General features: G+C 66.2%; 13 protein-coding genes and 2 tRNA genes. 13 read left to right on the top strand and 2 right to left on the bottom strand.

Annotated features, from left to right (window positions below; genetic code table 11):
- Positions 1–11 precede the first annotated feature (11 nt).
- The 9 genes from AC1RKE_RS01175 to AC1RKE_RS01135 all read left to right on the top strand — a co-directional run bounded on the left by AC1RKE_RS01175 (position 12) and on the right by AC1RKE_RS01135 (position 5,830).
- Positions 12–593, top strand: coding sequence for a Maf family protein (locus tag AC1RKE_RS01175; protein WP_054766059.1), 582 nt, complete (start codon positions 12–14; stop codon positions 591–593).
- Positions 590–1,621 carry a ribonuclease E/G gene (locus tag AC1RKE_RS01170; RefSeq protein WP_183217080.1) on the top strand — a complete coding sequence of 344 codons (1,032 nt, stop codon included), beginning with the start codon at positions 590–592 and terminating at the stop codon, positions 1,619–1,621. Before AC1RKE_RS01175 ends, AC1RKE_RS01170 begins: the two co-directional genes overlap by 4 nt.
- Before the next feature lie 3 nt (positions 1,622–1,624).
- Positions 1,625–1,789, top strand: coding sequence for a DNA gyrase inhibitor YacG (locus AC1RKE_RS01165; RefSeq protein ID WP_082382714.1), 165 nt, complete (start codon positions 1,625–1,627; stop codon positions 1,787–1,789).
- 63 nt (positions 1,790–1,852) lie between these two features.
- Positions 1,853–1,928, top strand: a tRNA-Phe gene (locus AC1RKE_RS01160).
- A gap of 535 nt (positions 1,929–2,463) precedes the next feature.
- Positions 2,464–3,351: a tonB-system energizer ExbB gene (exbB, locus tag AC1RKE_RS01155; protein ID WP_054766057.1), complete on the top strand. Its 888-nt coding sequence runs from the start codon at positions 2,464–2,466 to the stop codon at positions 3,349–3,351.
- A gap of 5 nt (positions 3,352–3,356) precedes the next feature.
- Positions 3,357–3,791: a biopolymer transporter ExbD gene (locus AC1RKE_RS01150; RefSeq protein ID WP_054766056.1), complete on the top strand. Its 435-nt coding sequence runs from the start codon at positions 3,357–3,359 to the stop codon at positions 3,789–3,791.
- A gap of 14 nt (positions 3,792–3,805) precedes the next feature.
- Positions 3,806–4,519 (top strand): energy transducer TonB, encoded by a 714-nt coding sequence (locus tag AC1RKE_RS01145; RefSeq protein WP_054766055.1) that lies wholly within the window; start codon positions 3,806–3,808, stop codon positions 4,517–4,519.
- A gap of 137 nt (positions 4,520–4,656) precedes the next feature.
- Positions 4,657–4,733, top strand: a tRNA-His gene (locus tag AC1RKE_RS01140).
- Between the two features lie 110 nt (positions 4,734–4,843).
- On the top strand, positions 4,844–5,830 hold the full coding sequence (locus tag AC1RKE_RS01135; protein WP_054766054.1) for an aldo/keto reductase: 987 nt from the start codon (positions 4,844–4,846) through the stop codon (positions 5,828–5,830).
- Positions 5,831–5,908: 78 nt separating this feature from the next.
- Here the strand turns inward: AC1RKE_RS01135 and AC1RKE_RS01130 are convergent, their stop codons facing one another.
- On the bottom strand, positions 5,909–6,331 hold the full coding sequence (locus AC1RKE_RS01130; RefSeq protein ID WP_054766053.1) for a DUF2147 domain-containing protein: 423 nt from the start codon (positions 6,329–6,331) through the stop codon (positions 5,909–5,911).
- 173 nt (positions 6,332–6,504) lie between these two features.
- Positions 6,505–8,838, bottom strand: a complete 2,334-nt coding sequence (ligA, locus tag AC1RKE_RS01125; protein ID WP_395942130.1) for an NAD-dependent DNA ligase LigA — start codon at positions 8,836–8,838, stop codon at positions 6,505–6,507.
- A gap of 117 nt (positions 8,839–8,955) precedes the next feature.
- Here ligA and AC1RKE_RS01120 point away from each other — a divergent pair, with 117 nt between their 5' ends.
- From AC1RKE_RS01120 to AC1RKE_RS01105, 4 genes are all read left to right on the top strand, one after another.
- Positions 8,956–9,924: a M20/M25/M40 family metallo-hydrolase gene (locus tag AC1RKE_RS01120; RefSeq protein WP_183217084.1), complete on the top strand. Its 969-nt coding sequence runs from the start codon at positions 8,956–8,958 to the stop codon at positions 9,922–9,924.
- Positions 9,924–10,439: a hypothetical protein gene (locus AC1RKE_RS01115; RefSeq protein WP_395942129.1), complete on the top strand. Its 516-nt coding sequence runs from the start codon at positions 9,924–9,926 to the stop codon at positions 10,437–10,439. Before AC1RKE_RS01120 ends, AC1RKE_RS01115 begins: the two co-directional genes overlap by 1 nt.
- Positions 10,440–10,899: 460 nt before the next feature.
- Complete coding sequence (locus tag AC1RKE_RS01110) at positions 10,900–12,432, top strand: beta-helix domain-containing protein (protein WP_183217085.1); 1,533 nt, start codon at positions 10,900–10,902, stop codon at positions 12,430–12,432.
- Positions 12,433–12,508: 76 nt separating this feature from the next.
- A complete protein-coding gene (locus AC1RKE_RS01105; RefSeq protein ID WP_492896188.1) occupies positions 12,509–15,175 on the top strand; it encodes a TonB-dependent receptor domain-containing protein in 2,667 nt (888 codons plus the stop codon).
- Positions 15,176–15,328: the final 153 nt, after the last annotated feature.

The following is a 15,328-nucleotide window of genomic DNA, read 5'->3' as shown; positions in this document are numbered from 1 at the left end:
GCGTCGTTTTCGTGTCGGAAGGGCGTCTGGAGCTTGTGCTGGCCTCGTCCAGCCCACGCCGCATCGAATTGCTGGCGCAGGTGGGAATCAAGCCGGATCACATCGACCCTGCCGATATCGACGAAACCCCGCTGAAGGGGGAGACGCCGCCGCGTCTGGCCGAGCGGCTGGCGACCTCCAAGGCCCAGGTGGTCGCTTCGCGTCGCCCCCAGGCCGTCGTTCTGGCCGCCGACACGGTGGTCGCGGTCGGTCGTCGGTTTCTTGAAAAGGCGGCGGACGAGGCCGAGGCCGCACGTTTCCTCAAACTGCTGTCCGGGCGCAACCATCGCGTCTTCACAGGGGTGGCGGTGGTGCGCGACGGCAGGACGGCCGTGCGGGTCAATGAGACCCGCGTCACCTTCAAACCGCTGTCCGATCATGAGATCGCGACCTATGTCGCGACGGGCGACTGGCGCGGCAAGGCCGGCGGCTACGGCATCCAGGGCCCGGCCGGCGCCTTCGTTCAGCGGATCGTCGGCAGCCATCCCTCGGTCATGGGGCTGCCCCTGTACGAAGCCGTCCAACTGTTGCACGGCGTCGGCTGGCGCGCATGAGCGGCGCGGTCGAGGTCTTCCTCGACGACACGCCTGGCGAAATCCGCGGCGTGGCGTCCCGGAACGGCCGCTACACCCATCTGATCATCCATCGCGACGACGACGTCGCTCAGTGCCGTTTGGGCGCGCGGGCCGTAGGCCGTGTGACCGACGTCATTCCAGGCCTTCGCGGCGCCTTCATGGACCTGGGCGCCGGCCCGCCGGCCTTCCTGCCGCTGAATCGGAAGGATCGCGTCGATCAGGGCGAGCGGTTGGAGGTGGTGGTGATCGCCGAACCCCGCGCCGGCAAGGGGCCGGTCGTGCGTCGTCTGGGGCCGGGGGAGGGCGCGCCGCGTCTGCTGCAAGCCGCGCCCGGCGTGGCGGAACGTCTCCAGGCCCTGGCTCCGAATAGTCACTTGATCGAGGGCGTCGCCGCCATCGACGCCGCTGTGGAAGCGGAGGAAGAGGCCTTAGCCGCCCGATGGGGCAGCGCGGCCCATGGCGTCGATCTCGCCTTGGAAAGGACGCGCGCCCTGGTGGCCGTCGACATCGACTATGCGCCCAGTCCCGGTCGAGACGCGCGGCAGGGGCGGGCGGCCGCCAACCGAGAGGGGCTCCATCAGGCCGCGCGGCTGATCGGTCTCAGACAGTGGGGCGGGCTGGTGGTCATCGACCTGGTTGGGGACGGGCAGGACGCGGAGGCTCAAGCCCGCATCGCCCGCGCCGCCTTTTCCCATGAACCGCAGGCTGTCTTCGGCCCGATCAGCCGGTTCGGCCTGCTGCAGATGTCGCTGCCCTGGCGCATGACGCCGGTCGAGGAACGACTGTTCGACGGCGGCGGACCGTCGGTCGCCACGCGCGCCCTGGCCCTGGTTCGGGCGCTGCGTCGGCGGCTGCTGAGCGAAACGACGACGCCGAGGCTGAGCGTCCGCTGCGCGCCCGAGGAAGCCGCCTTGGCCGCGCCCCTGATCGCCCGGCTGGGGCCGAGGGCCGGCCTGCGGTCCGACGACGCACTGCCGCCCGGCCGGGGCCATATAGAAGAAGGCTGAACCATGAGCGCCTGTCCCATTTGCCGAAAGGCCGAGGCCGATCCCAAATATCGGCCCTTCTGCTCGCGCCGCTGTTCAGAGGTGGATCTGCAACGCTGGTTCAGTGGGGCTTACGTCATTCCGGTTCCCTTGGAAGAGGGGCTGAAGGAGGATGACGAAAAGGACTGAAACGGCGCTGGACAGTGCGAAAAGTGTCGCCTATAGACCCGCCTCTCGCGACGCCGCGTCGGCGCCTGGATAGCTCAGTTGGTAGAGCAGCGGATTGAAAATCCGCGTGTCGGTGGTTCGAATCCGCCTCCAGGCACCATTTTCCCTTTGGGGCTCCCAGACTTCATATCTTTTCCCGGCAAGCGCCTTCATGCGTGCGATCATCGCGTGCAATCGGCGACTCGTGGGGCGGATGACCTACGGAAGGCTGCTGAAAGAGTTAAAAACTGCGCGGAGGCGCGTTTTCGAACAAGCTTCCCCTAATCTACAGATTAGCATCACAAAAATGTCGTGCTGCGCCATTCTGGGCGCGACAAAAGGGCGAGATTCTCATGAACCTTCTCCCCAAGGGCGAAATCCGGCTGTTGTCCCTTGACGCTCCGGTAAGGGTTCGTCAAAGGGGTTGGGACGCCCTCCCATTAAGGCGTCAAACGGATTCTAGGAGGCGTGTTCTCCCGCGGTTCGAACATCGGAGGCAGTACGGGCGACCGCATATGTCTCCATCCAAGAATTCAGCGGCCGGCGATCCCGCAGGGACATGGCCTCTGAAGGAAACATTTCAGGTTGGGGGGCGGCCCTTTGACACGGCCGCACCTTTGGTTCCACGAGTCAGACCAAGCAGGAACTGGCGAACTATGCTGAACAGCAAAAAGACGAACATCCTTCTCGCCGCGGCCGGCGCGGCCGTCCTGATGGCGAGCTCGCCGGTTCTGGCCCAGGCCCCGGCCGAGCCGACCCCGGCCGCCGCGCCCGCCGAAGCCCCGACGGCCATGGCTCCGGCCGCCGATGCGGCCAACCCCTCAACCGTCGGCGAATCCGTCGGCGGCGGTCATTCGGGCGGCATCACCCCGATCTCCATGTTCATGGAAGCCACGATCATCGTTAAGGTCGTGATGATCGGCCTGCTGCTGGCCTCGATCCTGTCGTGGACCCTGCTGCTCATCAAGCTGTTCGAGTTCGGCGCCCTGAACCGCAAGACCGACAACTTCCTGGAAAACTTCCGCGGCGCCCGCACCATCGCGGACATGCGCGCCGTCGCCACCCAGGAAGAATATGACGGCAACCCGCTGGCCGACATGGCCGCCGCCGCCACCGACGAAATCGAAATGTCGCGTCAAGCTGGCCTTTCGGTCACCGGCGACCACCTGGACAACGCCATGGGCCGCGCCACCGCCGCCGTCGCTGCCGTTCAGTCGGGCCTGGCCAAGCGCCTGTCGGGCGGTCAGCAGTTCCTGGCCTCGGTCGGTTCGACCGGTCCGTTCGTCGGTCTGTTCGGTACCGTTTACGGCATCATGAACTCCTTCATCGGCATCGCGGAATCCAATACGACCAACCTGGCCGTCGTTGCTCCGGGTATCGCCGAGGCCCTGCTGGCCACCGGTATCGGCCTGTTCGCCGCTATCCCGGCCGTGGTCTTCTATAACTACTTCAACACCCGCATCGCCGCCTACGGCACCCGCGCCGACGGTTTCGCCGCTGAGCTGCTGAACGGCATCTCGCGTCAACTCGACAAGGGGGCGTAAGACGGATGGCCGCCAAGATTAAATCAGGCGGCGGCGGCAGCCAGGTCGAGGCCAACAGCGATATCAACGTCACGCCTTTCGTTGATATCATGCTCGTCCTGCTCATCATCTTCATGGTTGCGGCTCCGCTCGCATCCGTGTCGGTGCCGGTAGAGTTGCCGATCGCCGTCGCCAAGGCGGCCCCGAACCCGCCCAAGCCGGTCTATATTTCGATCCAGAACGACGGCGACGTCTTTGTGGGCGACTTCCAGACCAGCATCGGGACGCTGGGAGAAGATCTGACCAAACAGATCGGCTCCCGGAACCCGGCCGATGAGCGGATTTTCATTCGGGCTGACCAAAACACCCGCTACGGCGACTTCATGCAGGTCATGAACGCCTTGCAGGATAACGGCTTCTACAGCGTTGCACTGGTCGGCGAAGACCAGGCGACGAGCTAGATGGCGGAGATAGTATGACAGACGTCACTTATCATCGCAGTCGTTACGACGTACCCAAGGCCAAGGGCTTCATGGGGGTTTCCTACCCCGTGCTGATCGTGTGCCTGCTGATCGTCACCCTCCTGTTCGCCCTGCTGATCTTCTTCCTTCAGCAGTCGAAGTTTAAGCTCAAGGAGTTCAACTACGTCGACGAGTCCGTCGAGGTCGAGTTGGTCGAGCCGGTCCCGCCGCCTCCGCCGCCTCCGCCTCCGCCGCCTCCGCCGACGGACACGCCTCCGCCGCCGAAGCTTCAGGTTCGCGTGCCTGCGCCCGTCCCGAACATCGTTCCGCCTCCGCCGGTGAACATCACGCCGACGAAGAAGGAAGATCGGGTCGAGTACACCGGTCCGCCCGTCGTCGTTCCCGGCCCGCCGCCGCCTCCGGCTCCGCCGGCGCCGGTTCGGCCTTCGACGATCACCAGTGTCAGCTGGTCGCGGCAGCCTCGTCCTGAATTCCCCGCCCGAGCCCAAGAGCGTGGGATTGAGGAAGGCACGGTCGTGTTGCTGTGCTCGGTTCAAGCCAACGGGTCGGCCACGAACTGCAGCATCGTTTCCGAAACGCCTGCTGGCGCGGGCTTCGGTCGTGAAGCCCTGTCTTCAATGCGGTCGGCGAGATTTTCGCCGGGCACAGTTGACGGGGTTGCCCAAGGCGGCCAAGCGCGCTTCACGGTTCGCTTCCGCCTTCAGTAAGCTGGCCAGCCAGAACCAGACGCCCCGGAGAGCCATCTCCGGGGCGTTTTCTTTTGTCCCGCGTCGCCACGAAATCGCATCAAGCCGCTTGATCCCCTGTCGCAGGACCGGTAGAGAACGCGCCTCGCGATGCGCGGGCCGCCTTAGCTCAGTTGGTTAGAGCGCCGGTTTGTGGAACCGGAGGTCCTCAGTTCAAGCCTGAGAGGCGGTACCATCGCAGAGGCCGGGCGGGCTTGATGCCCCGGCCTGTAGCTCCCATCTCCTGATCGTCGGCCTCCATTTTCCGTTTTTGGGCCGATCCCCCACATCGACAGGAGAGCGCAGATGAAGACGCGCAAACTGGGTCCAAGCGGACCCGAAGTCTCGGCCATCGGCCTGGGCTGTATGGGCATGAGCGCCTTCTACGGCGGCGCCGACGAGGCCCAGTCCACCGCCGTCATCCACCGGGCCCTGGACCTGGGCGTGACCCTGTTTGATACGGCCGAGATGTATGGGCCCCATACGAACGAGATCCTCCTCGGCAAGGCGCTGAAGGATCGGCGCAACCAAGCCTTTATCGCCACCAAGTTCGGCATCAATTACAACGCGGACCGGTCGAAGCTGATGGTGGACGGCAGCCCCGCCAACGTCCGCCGGGCCATTGAGGGCAGTCTCCAGCGGCTGGGCGTCGATCACGTCGATCTCTACTATCTCCACCGGGTCGATCCCGACACGCCGATCGAAGAGACGGTCGGAGCGATGGCGGAGCTGGTGACCGAGGGCAAGGTCCGTTTCCTGGGGCTGTCAGAGGCGTCGCCTGAGACCCTGCGCAAGGCCCACGCCACCCATCCGATCACGGCGCTTCAGACGGAGTATTCGTTGTGGAGCCGCGAGCCCGAAGACGAGCTGTTCGCCGTCACGCGCGAGCTGGGGATCGGTTTCGTGCCCTACAGCCCGCTGGGCCGGGGCTTCTTGTCCGGCGAGATCAGGTCGGTGGACGATCTGGCCCCCGACGACTTCCGCCGCACCAATCCGCGCTTCATGGGCGAGAATTTCCAGAAGAACCTGGATCTGGTCGAGGCGGTGAAGGCGATCGCGGCCGACAGGGGCGTCACGGCCGCCCAACTGGCCCTGGCCTGGGTCCTGGCTCAGGGGGACGATCTGATCCCCATTCCCGGCACCCGCCGCGTCGCGACCCTGGAGCAGAACGTCGCCGCCGTGGACCTGGCGCTGACGCCCCAGGATCTGGCGCGAATCGACGCCGTCTTCCCCAAGGGAGCGGCGGTGGGCCATCGCTACGCCGAGGCGGCGCGGGCGGCCCTGAACCGCTGAGGTTCTGGCTCTGAACGCTATGAAAAGGCCCGGCCGGAGCGATCCGGCCGGGCCTTTGCTGTTCTGCGCCGAAGAGGATTACTGGATGCGGGTCCAGGTCTGGGTCTTGCACAGGGGAGCGACGACACAGCCACGCAGGTTCAGGCTGTTGTCCCCGTTCATGGTGATGGTGCCGCGATAGGTGCGGCCGTCAGCCGGATTATAGACCGAGCCGTTGCGCCATTCCGTGGGGCCGCCGGTAAAGCCCGAAAGCATGGGCAGATTGCGCAGGGTCCGGCCCCGCAGGCTGGCGTCACGATTGTGCTCGTCGCGAACATTGGGGTCGGCGCGGATGTGGTTCGAGGTCACCAGGGTTCCGCACAGGGCCTGGCCACAGCGGCTGATCCGCACCTGGCCGCCGTTGGTCGGTGTCTGCCACAGGCCGGTCGGATCGCCGGCCAGGGCGGGGGAGGCGAGGGCGGTCGCCAGGGCGGCGGCGGCCAGCATGATCTTGGTCTTCATCGTCGTTTCCTCTGTTCGGGTCGGCGACGCCGCCCGTTGAGCGCAAGGTGATCCCGGTTTTGGATCAAAACAAGGCTCTGCCGATCACCTTATCGCCAACAAAAACCGGACCTTAGGGAAGCTTTCGACGGCTGGAGCAGCGGCGTTCGCGCGCCGACCGGCTAAGCCCGCACCTATCCGCCGATCAGAGCCAGCCACTCATCCTCGGTCAGCACCTGAACCCCGTGCTTTTCGGCGTCTTTCAGTTTGGAACCGGCGCCGGGGCCGGCTACGAGATAGTCGGTCTTCTTGGAGACCGAGCCCGAGACCTTGGCGCCCAGGCTTTCGGCGCGGGCCTTGGCTTCGTCGCGGGTGAAGCGTTCCAGGGCGCCGGTGAAGACGACGGTCTTGCCGGCGACCGGGGTGTCGGACTTGGGCCGTTCGGCGTCGAGAATCTGGGTCAGTTCGGCCTCGAGCGCGGCGACGACCTTCAGATTGTGCGGCTCGTGGAAGAAGTGGGCCAGGGCTAGGGCGGCGACGGGGCCGACGCCGGTGACGCCGGCGATCTGGTTCAGGATTTCCGACGGGCCTTCCTCGCGCGCCACCCGGGCCAGTTCGACCAGGCCGGACCAGTCGTCCGTCATCGTCGCCAGGGACCGGCGGGCGGGAGCGGCCATGCCGGGGAAGGCCTGGCTGATCTTCATGTCCATCGTCGCCTCGGGCCAGGGATCGACGGCGGGGGGCGTCGCCTCGGCCATCAGGGTCAGGACGCGCGGCGATATGGCGTGGGCGGAGGCGAGCGTGGTCCAGGCGTCGGACGGGACGCCCGAGGCGGCCAGGAGGCAGGCGGCCTTCAGCGCGGACCAGCTCTCGAAGGCGCGGGCCAGGACGATGGAGGTCTGTTCGCCGATGTCGCGGATGCCCAGGCCGAACAGGAACCGGTCCAGCGCAATGACGCGCCGGGCGTCGATGCCGGCGATCAGGTTGCGGATGCTGGTCTCGCCATAGCCGTCTTCGCGCTCCAACTCCTTCAGCCGCGCCTCGTCGCGTGCCAGGCGGAAGATGTCGGCCGGCTCCTTGATCCAGCCGCGCGCGTGGAAAGCGACCAGCTGCTTCTCGCCCAGGCCCTCGATGTCGAAGGCGCGGCGGCTGACGAAATGCTTCAGCCGTTCGACGATCTGGGCGTCGCAGATCAGGCCGCCGGTGCAGCGACGCTTGACCTCGTCGCCCTCGCGCACCGCCTCCGAGCCGCAGACCGGGCATTTGTCGGGGAAGACGTAGGGGACGGCGTCGGCGGGACGTAACTCGGGGACCACGCCCAGAATCTGAGGAATGACGTCGCCGGCCCGTTGCAGGCGCACGGTGTCGCCGATGCGGACGTCCAGCCGTTCGATCTCGTCTTCATTGTGCAGGGTGGCGTTCCTGACGACGACCCCGCCGACGGTGACGGGGTGGAGCCGGGCCACGGGGGTCAGGGAGCCGGTGCGGCCGACCTGGATGTCGATGCCCTCCAGCACCGTGGTCGCCTGTTGGGCGGGGAACTTGTGAGCGATGGCCCAGCGGGGGCTGCGGGCGACGAAGCCCAGGCGGCGCTGCCAGTCGATACGGTCGACCTTGTAGACGACGCCGTCGATGTCATAGCCCAGGGTCGCGCGGTCGCGTTCCAGCTCGCGATAGACTTCGATCAGGCCCTCGGCGCCCTCGACCCGGCGCGAGCGGGCGTTGACGGGAAAGCCCCAGGCCTTGAGCTTTTGCAGGGCCTCCCACTGGGTCTCGGCGAAATCGCTGGAATGTTCGCCCCAGGCGTAGGCGAAGAAGTTCAGCGGCCTTTTGCCCGTGATCCGGGCGTCCTTCTGGCGCAGGGAACCCGCAGCGAAATTGCGGGGGTTGGCGTAGGTGCGGCGGCCTTCGGCCTCTGCGGCGGCGTTGAAGGCGGCGAAGGCGTCATTGGGGGCGTAAACCTCGCCCCGGATCTCGATCCGGTGGGGCCAGTCGTCGCCCGCCAGGGTCTGTCGCACATCGGCGATGGTGTTCAGATTGGCGGTGACGTCCTCGCCGGTGCGCCCGTCGCCGCGCGTGGCGCCGAGGGTCAGGCGGCCGTCCACATAGAGGAGGTTGGCGGACAGGCCGTCGATCTTGGGCTCGGCGACGAAGGCGATGGGTTCGTCGGCCGGCAGTTTCAGGAAGCGGGCGATGCGGGCGACGAAGTCGCGCACCTCCCCCTCGTCGAAGGCGTTGTCCAGCGACAGCATGGGGACGCCGTGGCGCACCTCGGCGAACTGGCTGGAGGCGACGGCGCCGACCTTGTTCGACGGGGAGTCGGGGCGGACCAGATCGGGAAAGGCGGCCTCGACCGCCAGATTCCGGGCGCGCAGGGCGTCGTAGTCCGCGTCGGAAATCTCGGGCGTCGCTTCATTATAGAGGGCGTCGTGGCGAGCCATTTCGGCGGCCAGCCAGGCCAACTCCTCAGCCGCCGTCTCGGCGGTCAGGTCTTCGACGGGCGGAAAGGCGGGAATCGCGCTGGACATGTCGAACTCCCTATCATCTGTTTCAAAGCATGCGCAGCGTCAGGTTCATCCCGTCAACGCGGCTGACGGCGCCGCAGCGCCGCGCTAAGTTGCCGTATCGACCCCGTGGAGCCGCCCATGCCGACCGTCCGTTCTTTCGTCAGCGCCCTCATGACGGCGGGCCTCGCGCTTGGGGCGGCCGGCTGTGTCACGCCGACCGCGACGCCGGCCGGCCAGCCGGTCGCCCCGCTCGCCTCCGTCTATGATCAGCTGTTGGCGGACGTGCGGATCCTGTCGTCGGACGAGATGGAGGGGCGCGACACCGGCTCGACTGGCGGAGAGCGGGCCAGGGCCTATCTCGTGTCGCGGCTGGAGGCCCTGGACGTGGCGCCGGCGCCGTTCGGGCGGCTGCAGCCGTTCGAAGCCATGGGCGACTCGCCCAACGGGCCGACGACCTATCGCGGCGTCAATATTCTGGGGCTGATCCCCGGCCGCCGGGTCAGCGACCGCTATATCGTCGTGTCGGCCCACTATGATCACGTCGGCGTCCACGGCGGTCGAATCTACAACGGCGCCGACGACAACGCCTCCGGCGTCGCGACCGCCCTGGAGCTGGCCAAGCGGCTGAAGGCCGAGGCGCCGGAGCACAGCGTTCTGCTCGTCTTCTTCGACGGGGAAGAGCGCGGGCTTCTGGGGGCGAAAGAGTTCGTCAAGGCCCCGCCCATGCCCCTGTCCGCCGTCGCCCTGAACCTGAACTTCGACATGACGGCGCGGGCCGAGACCGATGGGCGGCTATGGGTCACGGGAACCTATCAGAATCCGAGTCTACGCCCGATCCTGGAGCCGATCGCCCCGGTAGGGCCGGTCCGCCTCGCCTTCGGCAAGGACACGCCGCAGGACGAGGGAGAGGACAATTGGGTGGACGCCTCCGATCACGCCCCCTTCCATGAGGCCGGGGTTCCCTTCCTCTATATGGGGGTCGATTATCACCCCGACTATCATCGCCCCAGCGACGACTTCGAGCGGATCAAGCCGGAGGTCTTCGCCGCCTCGACCGAACTGGCCATCGCCGGATTCCGGGCTCTGGACCGGTCGTTGGATCGCTGATGCGGCGCCTGGGCGGGATTCTTCTCTGTATTGCAGCCCTGGCGGCGTGCGAAGGCCGGGAGGGCGGAGTGCGTCGGGGGACGGAGACCGCAGAGCGGGCGCCGGTTGAGGCGGCCTTCCGCCACCATCTGAGCGGCGACGTCTCGGGCCAGTATCGGCCGGTTGGGGGCGGGGCTGCACGGGGGGAGTTGGCCGGGCTGTTCGTCGGCCAGATCGCGGCTTTTGAAGCGTGGGAGCGGGGATCGCGGGCGGGCGCGCCTTTGATCCTGACCCTCGCCGGCTCGGACGGCTCGCCGCCGGTGTCGCTGCAGGCCTATGAGATCAAGGACGATAGGCTGCGGATGACGGGAACCGCTGCGCGCGGAGAGGCGGTGCGTCTGGATCTGCGGATCGACCAGGGCGCCCTGGCGACCGCCAGACGCAATCTGGGCGACCAGACGCCGGTTATGAGCGGGGCCGTTCAGGTGGGCGATCGCCGGTTCCCCGTCAGCCTGACGTGGTGGAACGGCGACTGATCAACCGAGGGCCCGCGCCGCCAGCCAGGCCGCGCCGGCGATCGTCAGCCAGATGAAGGCGCCGACGGCGCCAGCCAAGATGATCGACCCGCGTCGCCGCCCTGGGTCGGCGGCGCGCCGGTCTTGCGCGGGACGTGGAGGTCCGGATTTTATTTCGGGATCGCGCGACACGTTGCAACCTAAGATAGATTTCCAGATTGGGTCAAGGCCAGACCGAAGAAGGCGCGCCGCCGCAGGGCCTTGGACGAGAGCCAGTGATCCGAAGGCAGATCGTTTGTCGTAAAATGGATCGCAATCCGCAGCAAAAGCTCCGCTGAAGCTTCACGCAACAGCGCATGCGCCTTCACACAGCATCCCTAATGACTCCACTCGGGCAGGAGGGGCGATCACGTCTTTGCGGCCGGGCATGGGCTCGGGCGCCCCCTGTCATAGCTCTTTGACCAGACACGGTGGACTGACGATGACCGGCCTTCAGATGAAAACCCTGCTCGTGACGGCGGCCAGCGCCCTCGCGCTCGCCGCCTGCGGCTCGGCGGAAGTGGCTTCGCCCGGCGAAGGCAACTTCGGCAACGGCGGCAACAACGGCGGCAACAACGGTGGCGGCAACACGCCGGCCCCCGGCACGCCCGCTGCGGATTGCCCGACCGGCCTGGCCAATGTCGGCACCATCGCCAACGGCTCGCTGCGCGTTTGCCAACTGCCGCAGCAGATTCTGGGCAACCTCAGCCTGGCCGTCCGCGCCGGCACCATCTATTCGATCAGCGGCCGCACCGAGGTGGGCACCGACCGCGGCATCGATCCCGCCTCGACCACGGGCACGCAGGGCATCCTGACCATCGAACCGGGCGTCAAGATCTTCGCCTCCAGCGGCGGTGACTATCTGCTGGTCAACCGCGGCTCGCAAATCTACGCCGAGGGCACCTCCACCAAGCCGATCATCTTCACCAGCCGCCAGGACGTCGAGGGCACGGCCACGGCGACCTCGCAAGGTCAGTGGGGCGGGATCGTCCTGGCCGGCCGCGCGCCCCAGGCCAACTGCCAGCTGACGGCGCCGGTCACCTGCACCGGCCAGGTCGAGGGCACCAACGCCTTCTACGGCGGCAATACGGCGACCGACAACTCGGGCCGTCTGCGCTACGTTCAGATCAAATATTCCGGCTTTGAAATCTCGACCGGAAATGAGCTGCAGGCCCTGACCCTGGCCGGCGTCGGCTCCGGCACGGTTCTGGAGTACATCCAGTCTTACAACAGCTCCGACGACGGCATCGAGATCTTCGGCGGCAACGCCAACCTCAAGCACATCGTCATCAACGGCGCCGACGACGACGGTCTGGACACCGACACCGGCTGGCGCGGCGGCGCCCAGTTCGGCATCGTGACCCAGCGGGCCCCGAACTCGACCAGCCGGTCGGCCGGCTTCGAGTTCTCGTCGGCTCCGTCTTCGACGCCTTATGCTTCGCGCTATCTGTCGCAGCCGAAGATCGCCAACTGGACCCTGGTCGGCCGCAACGCCCCGACCGACGCCCACACGGTCATGCACTTCGACACCGGCACCAACCCGACCCTGATCAACATCGTCGCCACCTCGACGACGGGCTCGGTCGCCGGCTGCTTCGACATCGCTGACGCCGACACCCAGACGAGCTTCGACGGGGGCACGACGCCTTCGCTGCGTTCGATCTACATGTCCTGCTCGGTCTCCTACCGTCCGGCCAACGTCGCCCGTTCGACGGCGGTGTTCACCAACGCCCGCAACACCAATGTGACGGCGGCGGGAACTTCGACCCTGACGGCCCCGGCTTCCGGCACGACCATCGCCAACCAGAACCTGGCCTTCATCAACGGCGCCAATGAGAACGCCGTGACGGCGATCGATCCGAAGACGGTCTACAGCTTCTTCGACAGCGTCAACTACATCGGCGCTGTGCGGAACGCCCAGGACACCTGGTGGCAGGGTTGGACCTGCGGCCTGACGGCCGGCTCTCCCTGCTGATGACGACAGCGCCGGCGGCGGCCTTCAGGGTCGCCGCCGGTTCTTCGCGTTTCCTGACCCCTTCAAGGCGCAGACCATGAATAGACTTTCTCTGACCCTGAGCGGGGTCCTTCTCGCCACCAGCGCGCTGATTGCGCCCTGCCTGGCGTTCGCCCAAGCCGCACCTGAAACCGCCCCGACGGCCCAGAATCCGGCCCAGACCTCGGCGGAACAAGTCGATCAAGAGCCCGCCGAAGTCGGCGAGATCGTCGTCCTGGGGCGCTATATCCCCGAGCCAAACCGCGAAAGCTCTGAAGTCGCCGCCTTCCTGACCTCGGAAGACCTGGAGCGCACCGGCGACAGCAACGCCGCCGCCGCCCTGACCCGCGTCACCGGCCTGTCGATCGTCGAGGGCCGGTTCATCTACGTCCGCGGCCTGGGCGAGCGCTATTCGTCGGCCCTGCTGAACGGTTCGCCACTGCCCAGCCCCGAGCCTCTGCAACGGGTCGTGCCCCTGGACCTGTTTCCCTCCAGCATCCTGGACGGCGTGACGGTTCAGAAGACCTATTCGCCCAACTTTCCCGGCGAATTCGGCGGCGGCGTGATCGATCTGCACACGATCGACGCCCCGAACGAACCCTTCTTCAACATGAAGCTGTCGCTGGGCGGCAACACGGAATCGACGGGCAAGGAAAGCCTGATCTACTACGGGTCGCGCACCGACTTCACCGGCTTCGACGACGACACCCGCGACGTGCCTGGCGCCATCCGCATCGCCTTCGACCAGGGCAAGCAGATCAACACCGCCAACTTCTCGGCCGCCCAGCTTCAGGCCATGGGGCAGTCGTTGGAGAACGCCCCGCTTCGGCTGTTGCAACGCGAGAAGACCCCGATCGACGGCGGCGTCGAGCTGGCCGGCGGGTTCTCGCAGGACACCGGCCTGGGGACGCTGGGCCTTATCGCGGTCGCCGGCTATGACAACAGCTGGCGCGCCCGTCGCGGCGTTCAGCAAGAGGGCCAGTTCCAGGGCGACGCCCTGGAGGTCTCCTCTTCCTATGACGTCGAATCGAACCAGAACGACATCCGGTTGAACATGCTCGGCGGCCTGTCGCTGAAGACGGTCGATCATGAGCTGAAGTGGACCAACCTGTACGTCCGCAACACCACCAAGGAAGCGCGTTCGGCCGCCGGCCCGGACTTCGACGCGGGCGGAAGCGTCATCCGCAACGACTATACGGAATGGTTCGTGCGCCAGCTGTTCACGAGCCAGCTGGCTGGCGAACACCAGTTCATGGACGGCGCCCTGGAGATCGACTGGCGGGCCGCCTACGCCAAGACGTCGCGGGACGCGCCCTATGAGTCCCGCTTCCAATACGGCGTGGACGCCGCCGGCGACTACATCCACAACGTTCAGGGCAATCTGATCTCGTTCAGCGAACTGGACGACGACATCGTCTCGGGCGGCGTGGATGTGGCTTACACCCTGCCGTTGTCCTCGATCCGCGAGGCGATCATCAGCGCCGGCGTGGCCTCGTTCGACAACAATCGCGAAGCCACCCGTCACGATCTGCAGTTCGAAGCCGTCAACGGCCTGACCGACAGCCAGCGTCACGCGCGGGTCGATTATCTGTTCTCGGACTACAACATCAATCCGAACACGCTGCAGCTGCGCGAAATCGCCGGCAGCAACGGCGCCAGCGCCTATGACGCCGAGCTTCAGGTCAATGCGGCCTATGCGATGATCGATGCGGAAATCATCCCGCTGGTCCGCACGACGGTCGGCGTCCGTTTCGAGGACGGGCAGCAGAGCGTCACCCCGCGCGACGTTTTCGGCGGCGCCTCGACCTATAAGGCCACCGAAATCGAGGAGCAGTATTGGCTGCCCTCCTTCACGGCCACGTGGAACTTCGCTGAGGATCAGCAACTGCGGTTCGGCGCGTCCAAGACGATCGGTCGCCCGCAGTTCCGCGAACTGGCCCCCCAGGCCTATACCGATCCGGAAAGCGACCGCATCTTCATCGGCAACCCCTATCTGGTGGACACCGAACTGCTGAACCTGGACGCGCGATACGAATGGTACTTCGCCCGCCAGCAGTTCATCACGGCCGGCGTCTTCTACAAGGACATGGACAAGCCGGTTGAATCCGTCATCGTCGACGTCGGCAACCAGCGCCAGCAGTCCTTCCTGAACGCGCCCAAGGCGACCATCATGGGCGCCGAGGTCGAGGTGAAGAAGTATTTCGAGTTCCCCGACCAGCCCATGGCCTTCATCGCCAACAAGCGTTGGTTGGTCCAGGCCAATTACACCTACTCCGACTCTGAGGTGAAGGTGAGCTCGAGCGATACGGTGCTGACCCTGGGCGGCGCCGGTACGCCGGAACAGGCTTCCTTCTTCATTCAGGACGGCAGCCGTCTGCAAGGCCAGTCGGATCACGTCGCCAATCTGCAACTGGGTTGGGAAGACGATACGGCCCGGTCGCAGGCGACGATCATCCTCAACTATGTCAGCGATCGCATCACCGCCCGCGGCGCCGGCATCGGTTCGAGCCGCGAACCGGACTTCATCCAGGAGCCGGGCGTCTTCCTCGACTTCGTGTATCGCAAGGACTTCACCGTCATGGACCGCGACATGGGCTTCGCCCTGGAACTGCGGAACCTGCTGGGAACCGACTTCGACGAGTACCAGGAGCGGGGCGCCAAGATACGGGTCAACAACTATGACCTGGGTCAGAGCGCCTCGGTGAGCCTGACCGCGCGCTTCTGATCTGTCAGAACCGCAAGCCATCGACGGCCGGGAGGCGAACGCCTCCCGGCCGTTTCGATCTAAATGTCCGTACACAGTGGAACTGTCACGAGAAGTTATCCGCGTCTTCACACTTCGGTGAGGCCCGCATACGGACGATTGTTCTACACGCCA

Source organism: Brevundimonas sp. GW822-FHT03E11, assembly GCF_058801445.1.
This window is presented reverse-complemented; position numbering and strand designations above follow the sequence as displayed.